21 protein-coding genes and 2 pseudogenes are annotated in these 22,165 nt (G+C 40.1%); 20 read left to right on the forward strand and 3 right to left on the reverse strand.

Annotated features, from left to right (window positions below):
* Nucleotides 1-248: 248 nt before the first annotated feature.
* The 20 genes from NSQ23_RS02235 (at nucleotide 249) to NSQ23_RS02330 (ending at nucleotide 20,400) form a co-directional block, all read left to right on the forward strand.
* A complete protein-coding gene (locus tag NSQ23_RS02235; protein ID WP_339172633.1) occupies nucleotides 249-1,358 on the forward strand; it encodes a M20 peptidase aminoacylase family protein in 1,110 nt (369 codons plus the stop codon).
* A 138-nt stretch (nucleotides 1,359-1,496) separates the two neighbouring features.
* The gene (locus NSQ23_RS02240) at nucleotides 1,497-1,652 is read left to right on the forward strand and encodes a DNA alkylation repair protein (RefSeq protein ID WP_339172635.1); all 156 of its coding nucleotides are present in this window, start codon (nucleotides 1,497-1,499) and stop codon (nucleotides 1,650-1,652) included.
* A gap of 40 nt (nucleotides 1,653-1,692) precedes the next feature.
* Nucleotides 1,693-3,825, forward strand: a complete 2,133-nt coding sequence (locus NSQ23_RS02245; RefSeq protein WP_339172637.1) for a Piwi domain-containing protein — start codon at nucleotides 1,693-1,695, stop codon at nucleotides 3,823-3,825.
* A 157-nt stretch (nucleotides 3,826-3,982) separates the two neighbouring features.
* Complete coding sequence (locus NSQ23_RS02250) at nucleotides 3,983-4,834, forward strand: Rpn family recombination-promoting nuclease/putative transposase (protein WP_339172640.1); 852 nt, start codon at nucleotides 3,983-3,985, stop codon at nucleotides 4,832-4,834.
* An 84-nt stretch (nucleotides 4,835-4,918) separates the two neighbouring features.
* Nucleotides 4,919-5,428: a hypothetical protein gene (locus NSQ23_RS02255; protein ID WP_061580481.1), complete on the forward strand. Its 510-nt coding sequence runs from the start codon at nucleotides 4,919-4,921 to the stop codon at nucleotides 5,426-5,428.
* 447 nt (nucleotides 5,429-5,875) lie between these two features.
* On the forward strand, nucleotides 5,876-7,162 hold the full coding sequence (locus NSQ23_RS02260) for an IS110 family transposase (protein WP_192948827.1): 1,287 nt from the start codon (nucleotides 5,876-5,878) through the stop codon (nucleotides 7,160-7,162).
* 397 nt (nucleotides 7,163-7,559) lie between these two features.
* The gene (locus NSQ23_RS02265; protein WP_339172645.1) at nucleotides 7,560-8,078 is read left to right on the forward strand and encodes a hypothetical protein; all 519 of its coding nucleotides are present in this window, start codon (nucleotides 7,560-7,562) and stop codon (nucleotides 8,076-8,078) included.
* Between the two features lie 35 nt (nucleotides 8,079-8,113).
* Entirely contained in the window at nucleotides 8,114-8,908 is a 795-nt protein-coding gene (locus NSQ23_RS02270) for an NERD domain-containing protein (RefSeq protein ID WP_339172647.1), read from the forward strand.
* A gap of 54 nt (nucleotides 8,909-8,962) precedes the next feature.
* Nucleotides 8,963-9,586: a hypothetical protein gene (locus NSQ23_RS02275; protein ID WP_339172649.1), complete on the forward strand. Its 624-nt coding sequence runs from the start codon at nucleotides 8,963-8,965 to the stop codon at nucleotides 9,584-9,586.
* 216 nt (nucleotides 9,587-9,802) lie between these two features.
* Nucleotides 9,803-10,540: a hypothetical protein gene (locus tag NSQ23_RS02280; RefSeq protein WP_339172651.1), complete on the forward strand. Its 738-nt coding sequence runs from the start codon at nucleotides 9,803-9,805 to the stop codon at nucleotides 10,538-10,540.
* Entirely contained in the window at nucleotides 10,527-11,099 is a 573-nt protein-coding gene (locus tag NSQ23_RS02285) for a hypothetical protein (RefSeq protein WP_339172653.1), read from the forward strand. Before NSQ23_RS02280 ends, NSQ23_RS02285 begins: the two co-directional genes overlap by 14 nt.
* A 277-nt stretch (nucleotides 11,100-11,376) precedes the next feature.
* Nucleotides 11,377-11,940, forward strand: a complete 564-nt coding sequence (locus NSQ23_RS02290; protein ID WP_091702943.1) for a winged helix-turn-helix domain-containing protein — start codon at nucleotides 11,377-11,379, stop codon at nucleotides 11,938-11,940.
* A gap of 5 nt (nucleotides 11,941-11,945) precedes the next feature.
* Nucleotides 11,946-12,437, forward strand: coding sequence for an IS630 family transposase (locus tag NSQ23_RS02295; protein ID WP_339172655.1), 492 nt, complete (start codon nucleotides 11,946-11,948; stop codon nucleotides 12,435-12,437).
* 195 nt (nucleotides 12,438-12,632) lie between these two features.
* A complete protein-coding gene (locus NSQ23_RS02300) occupies nucleotides 12,633-13,133 on the forward strand; it encodes a GNAT family protein (protein WP_339172658.1) in 501 nt (166 codons plus the stop codon).
* A gap of 657 nt (nucleotides 13,134-13,790) precedes the next feature.
* The gene (locus tag NSQ23_RS02305) at nucleotides 13,791-14,816 is read left to right on the forward strand and encodes a tripartite tricarboxylate transporter substrate binding protein (protein WP_339172662.1); all 1,026 of its coding nucleotides are present in this window, start codon (nucleotides 13,791-13,793) and stop codon (nucleotides 14,814-14,816) included.
* Between the two features lie 157 nt (nucleotides 14,817-14,973).
* The gene (locus tag NSQ23_RS02310; protein ID WP_339172666.1) at nucleotides 14,974-15,429 is read left to right on the forward strand and encodes a tripartite tricarboxylate transporter TctB family protein; all 456 of its coding nucleotides are present in this window, start codon (nucleotides 14,974-14,976) and stop codon (nucleotides 15,427-15,429) included.
* A gap of 17 nt (nucleotides 15,430-15,446) precedes the next feature.
* The gene (locus NSQ23_RS02315) at nucleotides 15,447-16,973 is read left to right on the forward strand and encodes a tripartite tricarboxylate transporter permease (protein ID WP_339172669.1); all 1,527 of its coding nucleotides are present in this window, start codon (nucleotides 15,447-15,449) and stop codon (nucleotides 16,971-16,973) included.
* 70 nt (nucleotides 16,974-17,043) lie between these two features.
* On the forward strand, nucleotides 17,044-18,618 hold the full coding sequence (locus NSQ23_RS02320) for a sensor histidine kinase (protein WP_339172672.1): 1,575 nt from the start codon (nucleotides 17,044-17,046) through the stop codon (nucleotides 18,616-18,618).
* A 25-nt stretch (nucleotides 18,619-18,643) separates the two neighbouring features.
* On the forward strand, nucleotides 18,644-19,354 hold the full coding sequence (locus NSQ23_RS02325; protein WP_192948726.1) for a response regulator: 711 nt from the start codon (nucleotides 18,644-18,646) through the stop codon (nucleotides 19,352-19,354).
* An 86-nt stretch (nucleotides 19,355-19,440) separates the two neighbouring features.
* On the forward strand, nucleotides 19,441-20,400 hold the full coding sequence (locus NSQ23_RS02330) for a bile acid:sodium symporter family protein (RefSeq protein ID WP_339172675.1): 960 nt from the start codon (nucleotides 19,441-19,443) through the stop codon (nucleotides 20,398-20,400).
* A 249-nt stretch (nucleotides 20,401-20,649) separates the two neighbouring features.
* Here NSQ23_RS02330 and NSQ23_RS02335 read toward each other — a convergent pair.
* The 3 genes and pseudogenes from NSQ23_RS02335 to NSQ23_RS02345 form a co-directional block, all read right to left on the reverse strand.
* Nucleotides 20,650-21,477, reverse strand: a pseudogene (locus NSQ23_RS02335) (IS3 family transposase); the annotation flags it as partial.
* Nucleotides 21,478-21,506: 29 nt separating this feature from the next.
* Nucleotides 21,507-21,815 carry a helix-turn-helix domain-containing protein gene (locus tag NSQ23_RS02340; RefSeq protein WP_035049899.1) on the reverse strand — a complete coding sequence of 103 codons (309 nt, stop codon included), beginning with the start codon at nucleotides 21,813-21,815 and terminating at the stop codon, nucleotides 21,507-21,509.
* A gap of 140 nt (nucleotides 21,816-21,955) precedes the next feature.
* A pseudogene (locus tag NSQ23_RS02345) lies at nucleotides 21,956-22,161 on the reverse strand (transposase); the annotation flags it as partial.
* Nucleotides 22,162-22,165 lie beyond the last annotated feature (4 nt).

Consider the following 22,165-nt stretch of genomic DNA (forward strand, 5'->3'; position numbering starts at 1 on the left):
CGGTACCCGTCAATCTATTTTTTGTCTGATTTTGTCGATTCTAATAAGAGACTTTTAGAATCAAACATCTTGGATAAAAGTTAGGAAATCATGGGAGGTTTATAAATACTTTACAACAGAATCACGATTCAGTATGTTGAATGAACCTAAGAGCTAAAATATGAAGAGGAAGGGGATATTTCTATACTTAATTAGCGTCTATTTAGCGACGTAAATTGGCGTAAAAGTGGTGAAAGGAGTTGTTGGGAATGGAAGATATTGAGTTACAAAATCGTTTACTAGAAATTTTTCATTACTTACATGAGCATCCTGAAACGAGCTGGAACGAATATAATACGACGGTTTATATTAGACAATTTTTAGAAAACGAAGGGATTCCATATAAAGTTTTTGATGACTGTCCAGGTATTGTTGCTGAAATGGGAAATGGAAAGCCTGTCGTTGCCGTTCGCGCCGATATGGATGCTCTATGGCAAGAGGTAGATGGCGAATTCAAGGCTAATCATTCTTGCGGACATGACGCGCATATGACAATTGTGATGGGACTTATTTTAAAATTAAAAACTTGCCACTGGAAAAAAGGAACGGTACGATTTATTTTTCAGCCTGCTGAAGAAAAGGGGAATGGCGCGATCACAATGGTGGAAAAGGGGGTTGTGGACGATGCCGATTATTTGTTTGGGGTTCACTTGCGTCCGATTGAAGAATTGCGCTTAAAACAAGCTGCACCATCGATTCGGCACGGGGCGGCCGAGTTTTTAGTCGCCAATATATACGGTTCAGATTTTCATGGTGCTAGGCCGCACCAAGGTGTGAATGCGATTGATGTTATTTCATTGATTAACTTTCAATTAAAAAATATATGTTTTTCTCCGCAGCAATCTTATTCAATAAAAATGACAAAATGTCAAGCAGGTGGCGAAAATCTTAATATTATTCCAGGCAATGGACAGTTTGCTTTAGATGTAAGAGCGGAAAGCAATCAATTATTACAGAAGATAAAGAAGAAGGTAGAAAACGTCATAAAATCTGCTAAATCTATGGGAGCTGAAATCTCATATAAGTGGATAGATTTTACTCCAGCGGCAGAAGTGTCGACAGAGGCGGAAAATTTGCTTCGAAAAGGGATTATCGAAACATTTGGGGAAAGTGGATGCGTCTCTTCGCTTGTAACGTCAGGAAGTGATGATTTTCACTTTTATACCATTAAAAGACCACACTTAAAAGCCGCTATGTTAGGACTAGGAGCTAATTTAAAGCCAGGTTTGCATCATCCCTATATGACGTTTGATCATTCTTGTTTAATCGATGGAGTGCAAATATTAAAAACCGCGGTTATGGAAGCATTAAAAAAATGATAGGTTTTCCAACGGACATTGCCTGTCACTATTTGAACTGTTAAAGAGGTGAGAATGAACTTCTCCCGCCTACACGTTGTTTAGAGGTGGGAGACTTGAACATGTTAAAGAATGTTGAGATCATTAGGAGGAAAAACAATGGCCGATATTTATATAAGACAATTAGTAGAATGGATGAACCAGCATCGAAATGAAGAAAATGCGAAAGCGATGAAAAAATATATGCGCGACCAATTTGATTTTCTTGGCATCGAACAGTGCCTGGCACTGTTCGTCAATAATTGCAAGAGATGATATAATATAGAATGGATCGATTTGGAAAGGCGGTGGGATTGTGAACCACTATTATTTTTCTGAATGTAAAGCGAATGAAAAAGCGTCGGATATTCCTATTCATCTTTATACGGTTCCTTTATCTAATCCGCACGAAAAATATTCTTATGCCCACTCGATCGCTTATGAACTGAGAAAGCTAAATTCATACATAACAGTGGCGGCGCACGGACAGTATATAGCGTCGTTTGAAGAGATTTGTCATTGGGGAGATGATCGTTATATTCAGCACGAACATCGAACCATTCAATGTTCTTTGCCTATGGAAAGAACAATTTTAGAAAAATTATTAAAGAAAGAATTAGAGAATCGTTGTAAAAGCAGCTATAAGATGGATAACGACTTATTCCGTTTAGCCAATGAACAGTCTATGCATGTCGGTGAAATTAGCATTCATCCGGCGATCTATATTTCCTTTTCAGTCGAAGAAAATGGAGATATTTTCGTCGGTTTTGATTATCAGCACCGTTTTGAATATCGAAAAACATTGCAAGATGTGATCAATAATGATCCATCGCTTCTCAAAGAAGGAATGGAGGTTGTCGATCCATTTAATAGACGAGCATACTATTACACTTTTATGGGGATGGCTGACTATACAGCCGGGCAAAAAAGTCCGTTTTTACAACAAAGTGTCATTGATTATTACTTAGAAAAAAATGAACTGTGGAAGCTAAAAGGGGTTCATGAAAAAACACCGGTCGTACATGTAAAAAACAGAGACGGCCATCTTCTTCCATATTTGCCCCATTTGCCAAAATTAACTTGTTCATATGAGCAATTGCCGCCATCGATGACGAAGAAAGTCAATCGCCTGATTAAGCTGTCACCGCATGAAAAAATGTTTAAGCTTTATACAGAAGCGTTCCGCTTGCTTAGTCAACAGCAAGTGTTGACGTTCCAAAAAGAAAATGTGCGGGCGGTTAACCTGGGCTATGATGTTAATGAGCTTGATTCACCGATAATGGAGTTTGGACAAGGATATAAAACAAATGAGATTTATAGAGGGCTCAAGCAGTCGGGAGTGTACGAACCGAGCAATGTAGCCGTCAGCTATTTCGTCGATCCACAGTTGAACTATGACCCACAAAAGCGAAAAGAAGTAGGATGTTTTGTAAAAAAGCTAGAATCAATGTCTGAAGCGCTTGGTGTAAAGCTCAATGTTTCCGATCAGCCGCGCCAACTATACGGTCAATTGCCCAAAGACTTTTTTAAACAAGATAACCTGTCGTATCATTTGAAATCCATTACTGACCAGTTCCGCGGAACGGTCGTCGTGGTTATTGGAACAGAAGAAAATATTGATCGCGCCTACGTTACGATTAAAAAAGAATTTGGCGGAAAAGAAGACTTAATGACGCAATTTGTTGGGTTCACTTCTTCTTTAGTTACGGAAAATAATATCTTTCACTACTATAATATTTTGCTAGGGATTTATGCCAAGGCAGGAGTTCAGCCTTGGATCTTGGCCAGCCCGATGCATTCAGATTGCTTCATTGGCTTGGATGTCAGCCATGAGTACGGAAAGCACGCCTCTGGGATTATTCAAGTTATTGGACGCGATGGGAAAATAATTAAACAAAAATCAGTGGCTACGGCGGAATCAGGGGAAATAATCGCTAATTCCACAATGGAAGAGATTGTGAATGAAAGCATATACAGCTATGAACAAACCTATGGAGCAAAGCCACGGCATATTACTTTTCACCGCGATGGTATTTGTCGGGAGGATCTAGATTTTTTGCAAGCTTATTTGCGATCATTTCAAATTCCTTTTGATTTTGTAGAAATCATAAAAAAACCGCGAAGAAGAATGGCTATTTATTCAAATAAAAAATGGGTGACAAAGCAAGGAATATACTATTCAAAAGGAAACACGGCGTATTTATGTGCGACAGATCCGAAAGAGTTTGTTGGCATGGCTCAACTTGTAAAAATTGTGCAAAAAACGAATGGTCTGTCTGTTCATGAGATTGTTTCTGATGTATATAAGCTATCGTTTATGCATATTCATTCCATGCTGAAGACACGCTTGCCGATTACGATCCATTACGCCGATTTGAGTTCTACTTTCCATAACCGCGGGCTGATTCACCCGCGTTCGCAGCATGAACGGGCATTGCCGTTTGTGTGATATGAAAGGGTTGCTTGCCCGCCACTCTCTAAGGATTGCTGGGATTTGTAGAAGCAGAGAGTCATTGCTTGGCTCTCTGTTTTTGTTTTATCCCATGTAGGAATTTCGCACATGTTGTCGAATAACGTATGTGAATTTTCACATGTAAGGTGAATGTATGGCTGTTGACCACGACCGCTTGTTCAAAGAGTTGATCCAAGCATTTTTTGAAGAGTTTATCCTTCTCTTTTTCCCCGAAATGTACGAGTATATTGATTTTCAGCATTTGTCTTTTTTATCCGAAGAACTGTTCACCGATGTAACGGCAGGGGAGAAGTATCGCGTCGATTTGTTAGTCGAAACGAAATTAAAAGGGGAAGACGGATTGATCATCGTCCATATTGAAAATCAAAGCTACGTGCAACCGTCGTTTCCTGAACGGATGTTCATTTACTTTAGCCGCTTGTTTGAAAAATACCGCACGAATGTCGTTCCGATTGCCGTTTTCAGCTACGATACCATCCGCGATGAACCGTCCTCATCTACGCTTCAACTTCCGTTTGGCACCATTCTTCACTTCCGCTTTTTCACCGTCGAACTACGCAAACAAAATTGGCGCAACTACATTCGCATTGACAACCCGATCGCCGCTGCGCTGTTAAGCAAAATGGGTTACACTGAAAGTGAACGAATCGAATTGAAAAAACAGTTTTTACGCATGTTAGTTCGTTTAGAACTGGATGAAGCAAAGCAGAGATTGTTAATGGGCTTTTTTGAAACATATGTGAAATTGTCGGATGAAGAAGAACAACGATTACGAAACGAGGTGAATCAAATGGAAACAAAAGAAAAAGAGCAAGTGTTGGAATTGTTGATTTCGTATGAACAAAAAGGAAAACGTGAAGGAGCTAAGCAAAAAGAGCGAGAAATGATGCGAAAAATGATTGCAAAAGGAATGAGCATTGCCGATATTGCACATATATTTGACCTAACGGAAGAAGAAGTTCATAAAAGGGTAAAAGATGAGTAGGAAGGGACAGTGCTTGGCGTCTGCTAGCTCCTGAAATAGCGTTTTTACATTTAGCGATAAACCCACAATAAGGATGTGATTCCAATGATGACAAATAAAGATTATCAAGAAATCGTAGAAAAAAAGTACGGTAAGCCGTTGAAAGAGATTATGTATGAACTTTGCGTGATTAGAGATGTTGTTCCTTGGGAAGGGGCAAGCGAGTTAGGCGTGCCTAAAAGTACATTTTTATCATGGAGAAATAAATTTCGTTTTGGTCCGATTCAAAGAAGAGCTGATTTTGCAAGACAAATGCGTGATAACACGATTAACAAATATAAACAGGAATTAGAGGATATTGATTTCGAACGTGATTTTATTTATAAGGATGAAAAGACGATTAGAGGATTTAAAGAAATAATGGAGCGCCTTTTGGAACTGGAGAGATACAAGAGAACATTATTAGATGATGCGGATACTTCTTCCGATATATTAATAACAATGAAAATAGCAACCATTGAGCAGACATTAAATTATTTGATGGAATACGAACAAGGGAAGTTGCATGAAGAATTTAACCGGGAGCGAGAACGTATACATTATGGGAGGAAATAAAGAGATTTCAAACGATATTTTGCATGTGGAGTGAAATGTATAACGATTGACCACGACCGCTTGTTTAAATAAAAAGATGGCACAGCGTTTTTTAATGGTTTTATTCTTCGCTTTTTCCCGAATATGTATTGGCCTGGTACTTGTTGTTACCCGCTAAAGGAGAAAGCTACCCTAAGATGATGGGGTAGTTTTTTGTTGTGATCGCCCGATTTTTCAGTCGGCATATTAGTTGATTACGTATAGGAAAATTTGTAAATAATCCGACAATATTCGACAGCATTTTTCTGCAAATATTAGTACAATCGAGTTAAATGAGCTTTTTTGGATTTAGGAATAAGGGAGCATTCCTGTTAGAAGGGTTTTCGGGGACTTGAAAGAAAAAAGCCCTCTTGGTATGATGCAGGGGTACCAACAATCACCTATCATCAGACCAAGGAGGACTATACAGTGAATTGTACACGAAATCTCAAAATTGAACAAGTCACCGAACAAACATTAGTCATCGGCATGGATATCGCGAAACACAAACATTATGCAGCGATGGTGGATGAGCGTGGTAGGGAACTGAAAAAGCCGTTTCCCGTTCTTCAATCTCGAATCGGATTCGAACAATTTTACGCATCCATCGAAGAAGCGAAAAAAGTGTTTGGCAAGACAGAAGTCATCGTTGGCATCGAGCCGACCGGGCATTACTGGTTGAACCTCGCCTATTTCCTCGAGGAAAAAGGGATCCCATTGGTGATGGTCAATCCGATGCACGTGAAACGATCAAAAGAACTCGATGACAACTTGCCAACGAAACATGATGCAAAAGACGCCCGAATCATTGCCAAACTAGTCAAAGATGGACGTTTCAGCTACCCACGTATTCTCCACGAAGTGGAAGCAGAATTGCGGGCAGGAAGTACGTTTCGGGAATCCTTGATCACGGAACGCAATGCTGTTCATAATCAAATGATTCGATGGACAGATCGTTACTTTCCTGAGTTTACGCAAGTATTTCCATCATTCGGAAAAATCGCTTTGGCTGTATTAGAAAAAACACCATTTCCGAATGAAATCGTTGATCAGACGGTCGAGGAGTTGATCGAGCGATATCGACAAAGTGAAGGGCTCAAATGTCCGCAAAAACCGAAAATTCAAAAGCTGTTAGAGGTTTCCCGTCAGTCGATTGGCATCACTCAAGGACAACAGATGGCCCGTATCGAAATCGCCACGTTGGTCCGCCGATATCGTCAATTGGAACAGGAAATCGCAGCGCTCACGGAACAGTTAATCGCCCTTGCACAAACGACGGTGGAGTATGAATGGCTTCAAACGATCCCTGGGCTTGGCGATGCGACAATTGTGGAACTATTGTCGGAAATCGGGAGTTTTCATCAGTACCAAGATCCGCGACAACTCATGAAATTAGCGGGCTTAACTTTGAAAGAAAACTCATCTGGGCAGCACAAGGGACAAAAGCGTATCTCGAAAAGAGGACGAAAACGGTTACGCGCCCTCCTCTTTCGGGTGATGATGCCTCTCATTCGTCATAACGAAGCGTTTCGCGCTTTGCATGAATACTATACGACACGTCCCATCAACCCGTTGCGTAAGAAACAATCGATCGTTGTGTTGTGTGGAAAGTTATTGAAAATTCTCTATGCCGTTTGTGTGAAACAACAAGCATTTGATGGGGAACGAATGATACGGGATATCTCCCATACTCATACTCAAGCCCACGCAGCTTAGAGCCATCCCTTTTGGAAATAAATCTTGTTTGAACAACCAGATGACACGGAGAAGCTGGCACGATTTCATCCATTCGACCGAGAGTCCCTAAGTGAGCTTAGCCGGCCTCTGCCTGGTGAAGAGACCGAACGAAGGAATGTTGGCACAAGGATGCCCAGAGACATGGGAGGGTTCGTCCTCATCAGCAATGCAGAGATCCAAGGTGCATCGCATATGTATTTTCCATTGGTTTTAACATACAAAAATAACCAGTGGTCGCGAAGCGTACCTATGGGTTGTTAGATATAAACAAAAATGAAAAAGTATGTGATGAGTTTTGTCGAAAAAAATTTTTTTGGCACCCCTAAGATGCCAAGGAACCTTGATATATCAACATTTCTAGAGGGAGGGGAATACAATGACAACGATTTGCAAAGCCGATTACTATTACGGGGCGTTGCTTTCCGCGTTGGTCAACGGGGGACTTGCGCCGGCTTTGTTTGAAAAAGAAAATGATAATCGTCAAATCTACGAAGTCACGACGAATAAAGCGAGTTATATCATTTATACGAAGTACAATACCACTCCATCAGGTTCCAAAGATTTCACTTGGTCTTTTTCATTTAGCGACAATGAGATCGAAGAAATTATCAAGATTCATCAGGAAAACAACAAAGAAAAAGAATTGATCTTTGCCTTTATTTGCAGCCAGAAGCAATTAAGCGACTACAATCAAGTCATTGCCATCGTCTACTGGGACGAATTTCTCGAATGCGTGGATATCGAAAAAGAACAAGTTCGCGGAACGGCACGGCTGTCCGTGAAAGCGGTCAAAGGTTCCCCGTGGCTTCGCATTTACGGCAGCAAGCGTGCTGATATGTTGGACGGGAAAGATAACACTATCAAAATTGAACGAAATCGCCTAGGTAATCTGTAAAGTGGTATGGGGGATGTGAAAAGGGAGGGGGGCAGATGAACGTGAATCTTTTCTATACACTGCTTCTTTTATGTTTGCTTGCCTTATTGGCAAGATGGATCAAGTCAAAAGAAGCGGAATGGATTGGATCGTATGGAGAATATAAAGTCCGTAAAGCAATTAAAAATATAGAAGCAACATCATCCGGAAAATACAAAGCTTTTCATAACCTGTATATTCCAAAACAAGACGGTTCAACTTCGCAAATTGATCATGTTATCCTTTCCGATCAAGGACTGTTTGTCATCGAAACGAAAAATTACAGCGGCTGGATTTTCGGAGATGAAATGTCAAAATATTGGACGCAAGTCATTTATAAACGAAAAGAAAAATTTCTTAATCCTATTTTGCAGAACAAAGGGCATATCAAGGCGTTAAGAGACTGGCTTGGGGAGGAGTTTGCGCATATTCCGATTCACTCGGTTGTCGTGTTTTTGACGCGGGCAAAGTTTAAATCAAATGCTCATTTTGCCCATGCTTATGTGGTTTATCCGAAACAATTGAAACAAGTGCTCGAGCAACATCAAACAAAAGTGATCGATAGGGAAACAAAGGAACGTTTAGCTCAAAAATTAGAAACAGTGCTTGCCAAAGATAAGACACAAGAAAAAGAAATGAAAAAGCGGCACGTGCAAACGATTCGAACGAAGCAAAAGCAGACGGAACAACATATACAGCAAAACCGTTGTCCAAAATGTGGCGGTGTTCTAATCGTTCGGAAAGGGAAATACGGAACATTTAAAGGTTGCAATAATTATCCGAAATGCAAGTTTACGCAGTCGATTGGCTGAACTTGCAACACGGCCGTTTGGGCAGCAACTATAGATAAGGGAAGGAGGAAAATGATGTTTTCTATTCACGAGGAATTGGAACGCCTATCGCAAAAGTATCGATTTTTTGCTTCAAAAGAAGCATTTAAACAGTCATTAAAATTTCAGCTTCAAGAAAAATTCCGCGTCGAGGAGAACAAACGCTTTCATGATTATCTGATCGATTTGTGGGTGGAAGAACCGGAAAGTGGGCGCCAATACGCGATTTGTTTAATGAACAAGCTCGCTCGGGTCACGATAAAGCAAAACGGGCAAACGATTGAATTGAAGCACCACGGTGCTCAGGATCAGGGTCGTTATGATTTTTTGGCGCAAGTGGAAAAGTTAGAACGAATAACAATGAGGAGAAGGAATGTATACGGGATCGTTGTGTTGCTAACGAATGACCATTTGTATTGGACCGAGCCGATGCGACCAAATACGGTGGACTGCGAGTTTCGCATTCATGAAAACCGGATCATCACCGGGGAGTTAAAATGGCAGGAACGTGCATCAGCAGGGACGAAAGAAAACCGTGATGCGCCGATCTTTATTAAAGGGAGATATCAATTGAAATGGCATCATTATTCTACTATCAACCAAGATAAACATGGCGAGTTCCGATATGTAGCCGTTCATGTTGAGGACGTATATAGTTGAGAGAAATAGTTTTAGTGTCTGTTGTCACCTATCGAAGAAAAGCTGTGTCAGGAACGAAAACGTCTCGGGCAAGACTTGATTAACCCGGATTTATCTGTTGTGATGAAGAAGTGTTATGGGAAGCAATTAAAAAATTAGAGTGCGACAGGAGAAGCTTCGTTGCACGCGGATCCTGTCACTTGTCGAATGTATGGGCACAGACAGGGGGGAGAAAGTTTGTTAGCTGAAATACATGGAAAAATATCATCAGACGGTTCGAATTTAAGCGAGCGGCTTGAAGATCAGCTGACAGCGAACGTATTTGGTACGTCGCGTTATCTCCCTTTTCACAAAGGGATTAAGCCGATTTTAAGCAAGGCAGTATTTTTTTCTCAAACTGATCAAACGGTGTTCATAAACGGTTTGGAGATGCAAAAAGACGAGTTTATAGGGGATAAGGTTAAGTTTTGGGTCAAGGGGGAAAGAAGCGAAATCGATGTTTTACTTGAATTGGATCATTTGACCATAGGAATCGAAGTGAAATACCATAGTCCTTTATCATCAGACGATCAATTGGAGCGAGAAGCGAGTGATTTATTAAAGGGTAAAGGGCAGACGCCAAAGTTTTTGCTCTTATTAGGAACGGAACCAGAAGTGAATATGATTGCTAAAAAGGTGATGGAAAACAGAAAACTGCCAAGCGGTGTTCATTTTGGGTATTTATCGTGGCAAGAAGTGCTCCATCAAATGGTGTACGTGCAAAAAAATGAAACATTCAATGAGTTTCAAAGGTTAATATTGGAGGATTTGGTTGCTTTATTGAAAAAAAAGGGATTTGATCGCTTTCAAAACTTTCAAAGCCTTGCTTGTCCTTTAGTTGACCACTGCTCCTACTTTCATTTTTATACAGATGAACAGTTTTTTCATTTAAGTGCCAATCGTATTGAAAAGGAGGGGTATTATGAATTCTGTTAGCGTACAGGAAAACATAAAAAACGCTTTCGAGGTTGTGCGAAAAACGTACGAGAGTGTCGATAAACTGTTGGCGGAAATGGACCGTCAATCGGTCGAATGTGGATTTGTTCCGGTGACCCCGCAATTTTTGCGTTGGAAATCGGACCGCGAGTATCGAGGCTGGTTCATTCAATCTTTTATCAAGCTATATCAGAGAGATTCCGCCCCTCCTTGCCAGTCGGGGAATGGGTTGAAAAACGACCCAATCTATGCAGTTGAAATCTCATTTGAAGAAGAACCACGGATGACGTTATGCAAATACGTATATTCAACCCTTGAACATTGGGATAAACCGCCGAGCGTTTCTGAGCATTGGTTTTTCTACTGGCCTTTATATGATGGCAATAACTTTACTAATCATGAATCTGAAAATGGAGTGTTTAAACGCGTTCCAAATGACGAAAAAACTTCAGAAAAATATGGTAGAATTCAAGAAGTTATTTCAAAGAAAATTGATTTATTATCCATTACATCAACGAACATTAAGGATAGGGTGTTTGATGAGTTGAATCGTTTGTGACAGATAAGCTGGAATTAGGGAAATCAAAACAGTTGACGGACTGAGGAGGGGCGGTGCGTGGGGATCAAAATAGAAATGCCTATTCGGATGGCAATATTCCGTCTAGCGGAGTTGGATAAATGGAGAAACGGCGAAAGAGAAAACGGTTATTGCAGAAAACTGCCTGGTACAAAAGAATTTATATACATGCACCTTAAAACCATGACTTCTGTATGAACACCTTTTTTCATGGCTATACTGCTCCTAAATATTTCTATACAAAAGGAGCGGAATTGGCATGAAACGTTTGAAAATCACAAATGACCACGGCTGGACACCTCGAACACTTCGGAAACAAGAACGGAAAATCAAAGATGCTTCTCTTCGCGTTCGGGTGACCGCTGTTCGTCTTGTCATGGAAGGTCATCTCGGTAAAGATGTGGCCAAAATGGTCAATCTGTGCCGTCAATCGGTTGCCATCTACGTTGCACGTTTTAATCAAGGTGGGCTCGATCATCTACTCGATCGTCGGTTGCCGCCTGGTCGTGTGCCGTTTCTTACGGAAGAACAACAACAAGAAATCAGACAACTCGTGTTAACTACTACACCTGTGGATGCTGGCTGGGGCATCGCTTCGTCATGGAACACGCGCATTTTACAATCTTACATTCAACAAACCTATGGTGTTTCCATGTCACGGGAAGGCATTCGTAAGTTGTTGCATCGTTTGCGTTTGTCATGGACACGTCCGACTTACAAGCTCGTCAAAGGAGACGCTAAGCGTCAAGCTGCTTTTCAAAGAGAACTTGAATTTATAAAAAAAACTAATTACCGAGAATGTTACCATGTTTTATGTGGATGAGACACATGTTCGTGCCTATCAAGCGTTGCGTACGACATGGGCAAGAAGTAGGGAATCAGAAACAAGTGCCAAGCTACGGTCACCATGACCATGTGTCCATTTTTGGTGCAGTTGACGTTCAACAAGGCGATGTGGTGTTTCATCGTGCATCATCCGCCAATGCCGAAACCTTCCTCGACTTTTTGCGCCGATTGAAAGAGAAATATGCCGATCAATTCCTCGTGCTTGTGTTGGACAACGCACGTATTCATCATGCCAAGATGGTACAAGCCTTTCTTGATGGCGAGGAAGGCGATGCTTTTCATTTCATCTTTTTGCCGCCGTATTCTCCACAGTTGAACCCGATCGAACGGTTATGGAAGTGGTTGAAAGATGAGGTGATTGCCAACGTTTTTCACAAGGATCAAAATGACATTGCCCAATCCATTACTCGCTTTGAACAGTACGTCTTACAACATCCAGATGAGGTGTTACGCCGCATGGGGTGTGCTGTGTGAATCAGAGGTTAAAATTTTAAATTGGATGTATATAGGGGATTTTTATACATTCCATTTGAAAACGAAATAATCAAGAAATAGTTATCCTACCAGTAAATAGGAGGAAACTGAATGAGCTTAAGTTTGGTAAAAACAGTGCAGTTGTTGTACAGGACAGAACAGACTCATTTGAGATAAAAAATAGAGGGGATTCATATGATAATCAGGGAAGCGAGACTAGAAGATGCTCAACAGCTTGCGAACCTAATTCAACAAGTTGAAAATGAAAGCGAATTTATGCTTTTTGAACCTGGTGAAAGAAAGCTCACTCCAGAAAAGCAAAGGACAATGATTGAAAATATCTCAAAACAAAAAAATTCAACCATATTTGTAGCTGAAGATCATGAGAAGCTAGTAGGATATTTGATGGCTTTCGGCGGCAATGCCAAAAGAAATAGACATTCAGTCTACTTAGTGGTTGGGATTCTGAAAGAGCACAGAGGAAAGGGAGTTGGAACTGAGTTATTTAGAAACCTAGAGAGTTGGGCTAGGGAACGGAAGATACATCGTTTAGAGTTAACAGTCATGACACAGAATCAAGCAGGAATCGCTTTGTATAAAAAAATGGGGTTTGAAATAGAAGGGATAAAAAAACATTCATTGCTCGTCAATGGTCGTTTTATGGATGAGTATTATATGGCTAAAATTTTATATTAAAAATATCAAAAAACGCTTGGAAAACGAAATCCGAGCGTTTTTTAGATTACCTTATTTAACACTTAGCTAGCGTTCTCCGCTGCTAGAATCATGCAGAAAATGGTCCAGAATCGTTAACTTTGGACAATGTTTTTTAAAGGAAAGTACTCCAAATAGCTTTCAAAAAGAATCCCAATCCGCCTAAAAATATTCCTAAGCAAGCCATGCTTAAAGGTGAACCCCATTTGATTTCTTCTTTCATTAAAATCCTCTCCCTTTTCAAAACTTCTCCTTATTATATTTCGCTTTAACTTCCAAAAAATTTCAACTTGTTTTAATTATAAACGATATCCCTGCTTTTAGTGCTTTGCAGTCGCTGCTGTAACAACATCCCGTTTTTCGCTTAGTTACCAACGAAATCCCTAATACAATATTACGACATCGGTACAACACGAGCTTCATCTTGGTGAAAGCAAAAAGTATAAGCCTTCTGCAGCTGCTTATATCTCTTAATCTTTCGGACAAATACCGTCAGAAGAACAATTTTTTTTGTAATCTTATGAACTTAATGAACAAAATGTTTTTTATTTTTATAATCTTTTAATTCTGAATATTCTTGATATAATTCCGTTAAGAGTGTAAGCGTTATCAATAAGCTGAATTAAGGGGGTAAAAAGTATGTTTAAAAGTAAAAAGAAATGGCTGCAACTTTTTATGGCTGGAATTTTCAGTTTAGGGCTCACTGCATGTGGAAGCAGCGAAGCTAATAAGGCTTCAACATCCAAATCAAGTTATCCTGAAAAACCTATTGTCGTTGTTGCTCCTTCTGGTGCAGGAGGAGGATGGGATTTAACGGCTAGGGCATTAACGAAAGCGCTTAATGAGACAGGACTTGTTAAGCAGACGATGACAGTTGAGAATAAACCTGGCGGTGGAGGAACTGTGTTTATGGCGGAATACGCTACTCAAGATAAAAAGAATGATTACAAATTGTTTGTAAATTCTCCGCCAATCATTATTAACAATTTAAAGGCAGAAGGGAATAGCCCGTTTGGTTACAAAGATACAACACCGCTTGCCCAATTAACAAAAGATTATGGAGCCATTGTTGTAAAGGCTGATTCAAAATTTAGCTCTTTGCAGCAAGTAATTGAGGAAATAAAGAAAGATCCAAAGTCAGTAACAGTAGCGGGCGGCTCTGGACCAGGTTCAATGGATCATTTAATCGCCGTTCTCCCAATTTATAAGTCAGGCCTTGATCCAAAGACGGTTAAATATGTTTCCTATGACGGTGGAGGAGAAGCGATCGCAGCGCTACTTGGCGGAAATGCCGATGTAATTGCAACAGACGCATCTGCCGTAGGGGAATACTTGAAAGCGGGGAAAGTGAAAGTGCTTGCCGTATCTTCTCCGGAACGTCTTGAAGGAGATTTAAAAGATGTTCCGACGATGAAGGAGCTAGGAATCGATACAGAGTTTACAATTTGGCGCGGTGTTTTCGGTCCTAAAGAAATGTCAGAAGAGGCAAAGCAATACTGGACGGATACGCTGAAAAAACTTTCTGAACACGAAAAGTGGAAAGCGGAATTAGAAGATCATGGATGGCAGGCAGAATACAAAGGTTCTGAAGACTTCGTGAAATTCTTAGAAGAACAGGAACAGCTTATCGGTGACATGTTGAAAGCTTTAGGAATGAAGAAATAAGGAAAAACATACAGGGGCTGACCTGAAGGAAAGTGTCAGACCTCACATTCACCATATATAAGGACAGCTTTAGTAAGTGTCTTATATATTGTGGTTGTGCGAGACACGTCATCGGTCAGCCTTTTCTTTTTCCATTATGGTGAAGGAGGGGTGTGTGATGAATAAAACGTTTGATCGTTACGCGAGCCTCATATTTCTTATGATTGGCGCAGCGTTTATGTTGGAGAGTTTTAGAATTTCTAAAAGTGCTTATGGAAGTAATGTAGGCCCGAATGTGTTTCCTTTTCTTTTAGGATTGATTCTCGTTTTGCTCAGCATCAAGCTTTTACTCGAAACGTTAAAGTACACGGCTGGTCATTTTTCAAAAAAGAAGTTGCAATACAAAAAATTTCTCGTTATTTTAGCATCCGCTATTCTTTATGCCATCTTGCTTGAACCAGTCGGATATGTGATAACGACTTTTCTTTTCCTTATCATCGGATTTCAAACGATGGAAAAAGGAAACTTGTTAAGAGCGGTATTCATAGCAGGAGCGTTCTCCTTTGGCGTCTATTATGTATATGTAGAAATTTTGCAAGGAACTTTACCGGGATGGCCAGTTTGGTTTAGTTAAACAGGAGGGAGAGGAAGATGGATGTAATCAATTTCTTGTTAGAAGGATTTCAAACGGCATTGTTGCCGCACAATCTGCTTTTTGCATTCATAGGTGTATTAATCGGGACGGCTGTTGGGGTATTACCAGGTATAGGACCGATGAGTGGAGTTGCTTTGTTAATCCCTGTAACCGCATCAATGACAGGTGGATTAGAGCCAGCTGAAGCAGCAACAAGTTCGATTATTTTACTTGCCGGTGTTTATTATGGTGCGATGTATGGGGGTTCAACGACTTCCATTTTATTAAATACACCAGGTGAATCTTCTTCAGTTGTTACGACATTAGATGGTTATCAGATGGCGAAGCAAGGAAGAGCGGGCTCAGCTCTTTCCATTGCGGCAATTGGTTCGTTTTTTGCTGGAATAGTAGCGCTCATTGCACTTACACTTCTTGCTAAACCGCTTTCTGAAGTTGCGTTAAAATTTGGACCTGCTGAGTATTTTTCACTCATGCTGCTTGGGTTGGCTGCTGTGAGCGGACTTGCGGGAAATTCGATGACAAAAGCATGGATGATGACAGTTTTTGGGTTATTACTTTCGACAATCGGGATTGATGCAGTATCTGGTGTGGCTAGGTTTACGTATGATATTTCTGTTCTTTATGGCGGTTTAGAATTTCTCACAATCGCTGTAGGTTTGTTTGCACTCGGTGAAGTATTTAAAGCCATTCTTCATAAAGAACAAAATGAAGGAGAAGTTGCTAAAGTTGGTAGAATTCTCCCATCGAAACAAGAATTGAAGGAAAGTTTAGGGCCCATCGTTCGTGGCTCTTTGTTAGGGTTTTTCGTTGGTGTATTACCAGGCGCTGGAGCTACGCTTGCTTCTTTTTTCTCCTATATTTTAGAGAAAAAGATCAGTAAAAATCCTGAGAAATTTGGAAAAGGGGCGATTGCTGGAGTCGCTGCTCCTGAGTCAGCCAATAACGCAGCCTCTGGCGGTGCGATGATTCCTTTATTAACACTCGGAATCCCTGGTTCAGGAACAACTGCTATTTTAATGGGAGCACTCATTATGTATAACGTACAGCCCGGTCCGCTTTTATTTGATGAGCATCCAGATGTTGCTTGGGGATTAATTGCAAGTATGTTCATTGGAAATCTCATGCTATTGATTTTAAATATGCCTTTAGTAAAAGTGTTTGCAAAGATTATCGAAACACCTCCGAAGTATTTAATTCCGATCATTATTGCTATTTCTATTTTTGGTGTATATGCCGTTCAAGTAACGACATTTGATTTGCTTCTCTTAATTGGCTGCGGTTTAGCTGGTTATTTGTTAGCTTCTAACGATTTTCCGCTCGCACCGCTTGTACTCGGACTGGTGCTTGGACCAATGATTGAAAATAACATGAGAAGAGCACTGACTGCCTCAAACGGCGACTTTATGGTATTTGTCGAAAAGCCAATTTCTTTTGCTTTCATTATCATTGCTCTTTTATGGATTATTGTACCGATTTTACTTAAATTAAGAGGAAAAACGCTAGTTGTTAGCGAAGAAGCATAAGAAAAGGAGAAAGACTTGCTGCCTTAGGTAGCTAGTCTTTCTTTCATTTATTCAACATCCGGGGGAGCTTATGAAACTACAAAGCAAGTTGATTTTCATTATATGTTCACTCATTCTGTTCGTCATTTTATTTTTAGAGTTGTTATTCCAGCATATGTTATCAGTTGCTTTAAAGGAACAAATCGGCTTAAGGGCCTTGAGCGTGGCAGAAGCGGTTGCTTCCAGTCCAACTATTAAACATGCATTTAAAGAGACGAAGCCATCGAACATGATACAACCATATGCTGAAAAAGTTCGTCAGAGAACCGGGGCAGAATTTGTTGTCGTTGGCAATACGGAAGGAATTCGCTATTCTCACCCCATTCCTGAACGAATCGGCAAGAAAATGGTCGGCGGGGATAATGGTGCTGCTCTTTCAGGAAAAGCGATTGTTAGCGAGGCAGTAGGGTCGTTGGGACCTTCGATAAGAGGGAAGGCGCCTATATTCGACGATGCCGGAAATGTCATTGGGATTGTTTCCGTTGGTTTTCTGATTGAAGATGTCCATGCGCTCACATGGTCGTACCAATTGAAAGTTTTGATGACCGGGATTATTGCATTGACATTGGGGGTGATTGGTTCCATTGTGATTGCGCGTGGAGTGAAAAAAGCCATTCACGGTTTAGAACCAAAACAAATCGGATTGCTATATCAAGAAAAACAGGCAATCCTTGAGGCAATAAGGGAAGGAATCGTCGCGATTAATGCCGATGGAGTGATTACGATGGCGAACCCGACAGCAATGTCGATATTAAATGTACCTGAAAAAGATATTGTAGGAAAACATATTCTTGATATCGTTCCAAACTCAAGACTATTGGAAATTATTAAGACTGGGAAGGTAGAATATGATGATGAAATGTTAGTAGGAGAACAAATTGTGATTACGAATCGTATCCCAATTGTTGACAACAGCGGCGCTGTCATCGGTGCTGTTTCAACGTTTCGAAATAAATCGGAGTTTTATCAACTAACTCAGGAACTTGCACAAGTGAAAAGCTATGCTGAAGCACTTCGGGCACAAACACATGAATTTTCTAATAAATTATATTTAATTTCAGGTCTTATTCAGCTGGAACAATACGATGATGCGCTTGAATTAATTACAAAAGAATCGAACATTCAACAAAATTTAATTCGATTTATTATGAATGAAATCCCTGATCCAATTATTGGAGGATTATTAATTGGCAAATTCAATCAGGCTAATGAATTAAAAATCGAATTTGATATTAATCGTGAAAGCAGCTTCAAAGACGTCCCGGAAAAAATTAACCGAGATAGCCTTGTGACCATTATCGGAAATATTATTGATAATGCGATGGAATCCGTTTTACAAAATCATCAAAAAGATAGAAAAGTTACAGTATTTTTAACAGATCTTGGTAAAGATTTAATTATTGAGGTGGAAGATACGGGTGTTGGTATTTCCGAGGAGATTCGCGAGAAAATTTTTGAGAGAGGTTTTTCTACGAAAGCAGCAACAGGGAGAGGATATGGACTTGATTTAGTAAAAAAGGCTTTGGGAACTTTAAATGGATATCTTACATTTGATACACGCCCTGAAGGAGGTGCGATTTTCACAATTGTTATTCCAAAATATTGAAAAATGAGGGGGAGTTAAGGGATATATGGTGTTAAACGAAAACGATCAACTTATACAAATTTTAATTGTTGAAGATGATAAGAGAATTGCCGAAATTAATCGTCGGTTTGTAGAGAAAGTGCCTGGTTATGCCGTCATTGGAATTGCAACGAATGAATGGGAAGCAAAAGAGCAAATTGAAATCTTACAGCCCAATCTCATTTTGTTAGACATTTATTTTCCTGATATGTCAGGGCTTCAATTGCTGAAATGGATTAGAGAAAATTTTACAAACATTGATGTCATTATGATTACTGCAGCGAAAGAAATTGAAGCTTTAAAGCAAGCGATACATGGAGGTATTTTTGATTATATTATTAAACCAGTAATGTTGGATCGATTTAAAGAGACATTAAACAGATATAAAGAGTATTATCATACAATGAATCGATTAATGGATGAAAAAGAAACGATTAATCAAGATGAAATTGATAAATTGATTGGGAAAGGAAACAAAGAAAGCATCGATGAAGACCTTCCTAAAGGAATCAACCGTTTAACACTTGATAAGGTAATAGCTATCATCAAGAAAAATAACAATGGAATGACAGCTGAAGAGGTAGGGAAACAAATCGGGGCGAGCCGAACAACAACAAGAAGATATTTAGAATATCTTGTGTCTATCTCCCTTGTTACGGCTGATATATCGTACGGCTCCGTAGGAAGACCGGAGCGAATCTATCAAATAAAAGAATAAAAGGGATTAAGATAATTTCAATTTGAATTTTCTGAATAATAAATATATAATATTCTTTACATCATCGTTTGGAAGGAGAAGGAAAGATGGGAGCTCTTATAAAATTCAGCAACTTTGTTAGCAACACATTTGCAATTTGGGTATTATTATTCGCGGCTCTTGCTTTTTTTGAGCCACAAGCATTTACATGGATCGCTCCTTACATCGTACCATTACTTGGTATCGTCATGTTCGGGATGGGACTGACATTATCGGCCAACGATTTTAAGGAAGTCTTCACACGCCCGAAAGAAGTGCTCATTGGAGTACTTGCCCAATTTCTTATTATGCCGCTTTTGGCCTTTTTACTCGCTACCTTATTGCCCGTTTCACGTGAAGTAGCGCTCGGCATCATTCTTGTCGGCTGCTGTCCGGGGGGTACCGCTTCAAATGTTATGACATACTTGGCAAAAGGAGATACAGTGCTTTCGGTTGCTGTTACATCCGTGTCAACATTGCTTGCCCCGATTTTGACACCAGCGCTCATTTTGTTGCTTGCAGGAAAATGGCTGTCCGTTTCAGCTGGGGCTCTGTTTTGGTCCATTGTCAAGGTTGTACTTATTCCTATTATCCTTGGACTAATCGTTCAAATGATGTTTCAAAAGCAAGTAAAAGCGAGCGTTCAAATTCTTCCGCTCGTTTCGGTTATTGCCATTGTGGCTATCGTGGCTGCTGTCGTTGGTTTGAATCAGCAGGCGATTGCGAAAAGCGGGTTTATTATTTTCCTGATCGTCGTTGTTCATAACGGGCTTGGATTATTGCTCGGCTATTGGCTTGCAAAGCTGCTAAGAATGTCCGAACCGAAACAAAAAGCGATCTCCATTGAGGTCGGCATGCAAAATTCTGGACTTGGCGCTGCATTGGCGACAGCACATTTTTCTCCGCTTGCCGCTGTTCCAAGTGCGATCTTCAGCGTTTGGCATAACATCTCTGGACCGATTGTGGCCACATATTTCCGTAAAAAAAGTGAAAGACAAGAAAGCAATAATTCAACGATCGAAATGTGATGCTGTTTTTTTATAACGAACCTGCTTTTCAGTGCCTGTGCACTGCGATCCGAAAAGTAGACAGTATAAATTCAGTTCACGTGAAGGAATCAGAGTGGTAAAGCTCTGGTTCCTTTCCTTTTCTCGTCTTTTTCCTAGTGTCTCAGAACCCCGTGAAACTGTCAAGGAGAGCACTTGACAGCCCCACGGAGTTCTGAGGAGAGGTTGGTAAGACGAGAAGGAGGAAATATAGCCCACTGGTGCTCGTTGTTAACTAGCCTTTGCATATTGAGTCGGTGTCTGATAACGAAGAACACCTTGTATCCGTTGGTGGTTGTAATAGCGAATGTAATCATGGATAAGCTGTGTTGCCTCTTCCACACTTTTCGTACGTCGCAAGTCCTGTTCCATCTCTGTTTTAAGGTAGGAGAAAAAGCTTTCTATGCATGCGTTATCAAGCGCATTCGCTTTTCTCGACATACTTGGTGTGATTGAAAATGTATCCATCAGCGTTTTCCATCTTGTTGATCGATATGGCATTCCTTGATCTGAATGAAGGATTAAAGAGTCCTTGATGTGTCTGATTTCTAATGCATACAATAGGGAATCTTCCACAAGTTGAACATCGTGTGTTGATGAAATCTGATGCCCGATAATTTCATTGTTGTGTAAATCCATAACGGCAGAAACAAATAGCTTTTTATCCTCCACGGCAATTTCCGTGACATCTGTGACCCATTTTTCATTCAAACGTGTCGTGGAAAAGTTTCTTTTTAATAGATTTTCATAAATATATCCAGCGGAAGTTGCTTTTTTCACTTTGACTGGCTGTTTTCGTTTCATGCGAGATTGACATTTTAATCCTAATTCTCTCATCAGTCGACGTACAACTTTTTCACTTACAGGTAGTTGATATTGATTGTTTAACACTGCGTGAATTTTTCGATATCCATATCTCCCTTTATGTTCATGGAAAATCAAAGAGATATATTCTTTTAATTGTTGGTCTTTCTTAGATTCTTTTTTCTTCTTACCCTTTGTTTTCAAGTATTTATAGTAACCAGATTTTGAAATCTGTAGTTTTTCACATATTTTAACGACTGGATATTTTGTTTTGAGCTCGTCTACTACTTTGAACTTCGCTGTCTTCCCTCCCTTTTCAGAATTTGCAGATACTTTTTTAAAATTTCATTCTCCATCTCTAGTTCTCGTATGATGAAATCCTTGTCCATTTCAGGATGATTTCTAACTTTTCGTTTTAGTCCTACTTCCCCATACATTTCATACTGATCTATCCATTTATAAATATAGTCAGGATCTGTAATCTCAAGATGATGTGCAATGACTTTTACACTCTCCCCCGCCAAGGCTCTTTGAACGGCTTCCAGCTTCAATTCTGAAGAATAGCTTTTGTAAGTTCTTTGTTTTTTCGACATGTTCATCGGCTCCTTCCTGTCTTCTGTATGGACATCTTTTTCCCGATTTATACTGTCTACTTTTAAAGGCTCACTCCACTGTCACTGTTCGCCAAAGGATACATCAGCCACGCTCTTCGAGAAAAGCTGTACGAAGAACACCAAGCCGCGTGGGAAAACATAGAAAGATGAGGGACTTCACCAAACCCGCAAGTCCGTTGAAAACAGCGAAAACGCTGCAGGGTGCGTACTAATTTTCGTAAGGAATCAATGGAAAAAATACGTTTTCAAAAAAAAAGCATTTCAATAAAGATTTTTTCAACACCGTCGGTCCTCCTGTCACATATTGGTACTTGGTTTTGGTCACTGTA

The sequence above is a fragment of the Anoxybacillus sp. FSL W8-1294 genome, assembly GCF_037965005.1.
GTDB lineage: Bacteria > Bacillota > Bacilli > Bacillales > Anoxybacillaceae > Anoxybacillus > Anoxybacillus flavithermus_G.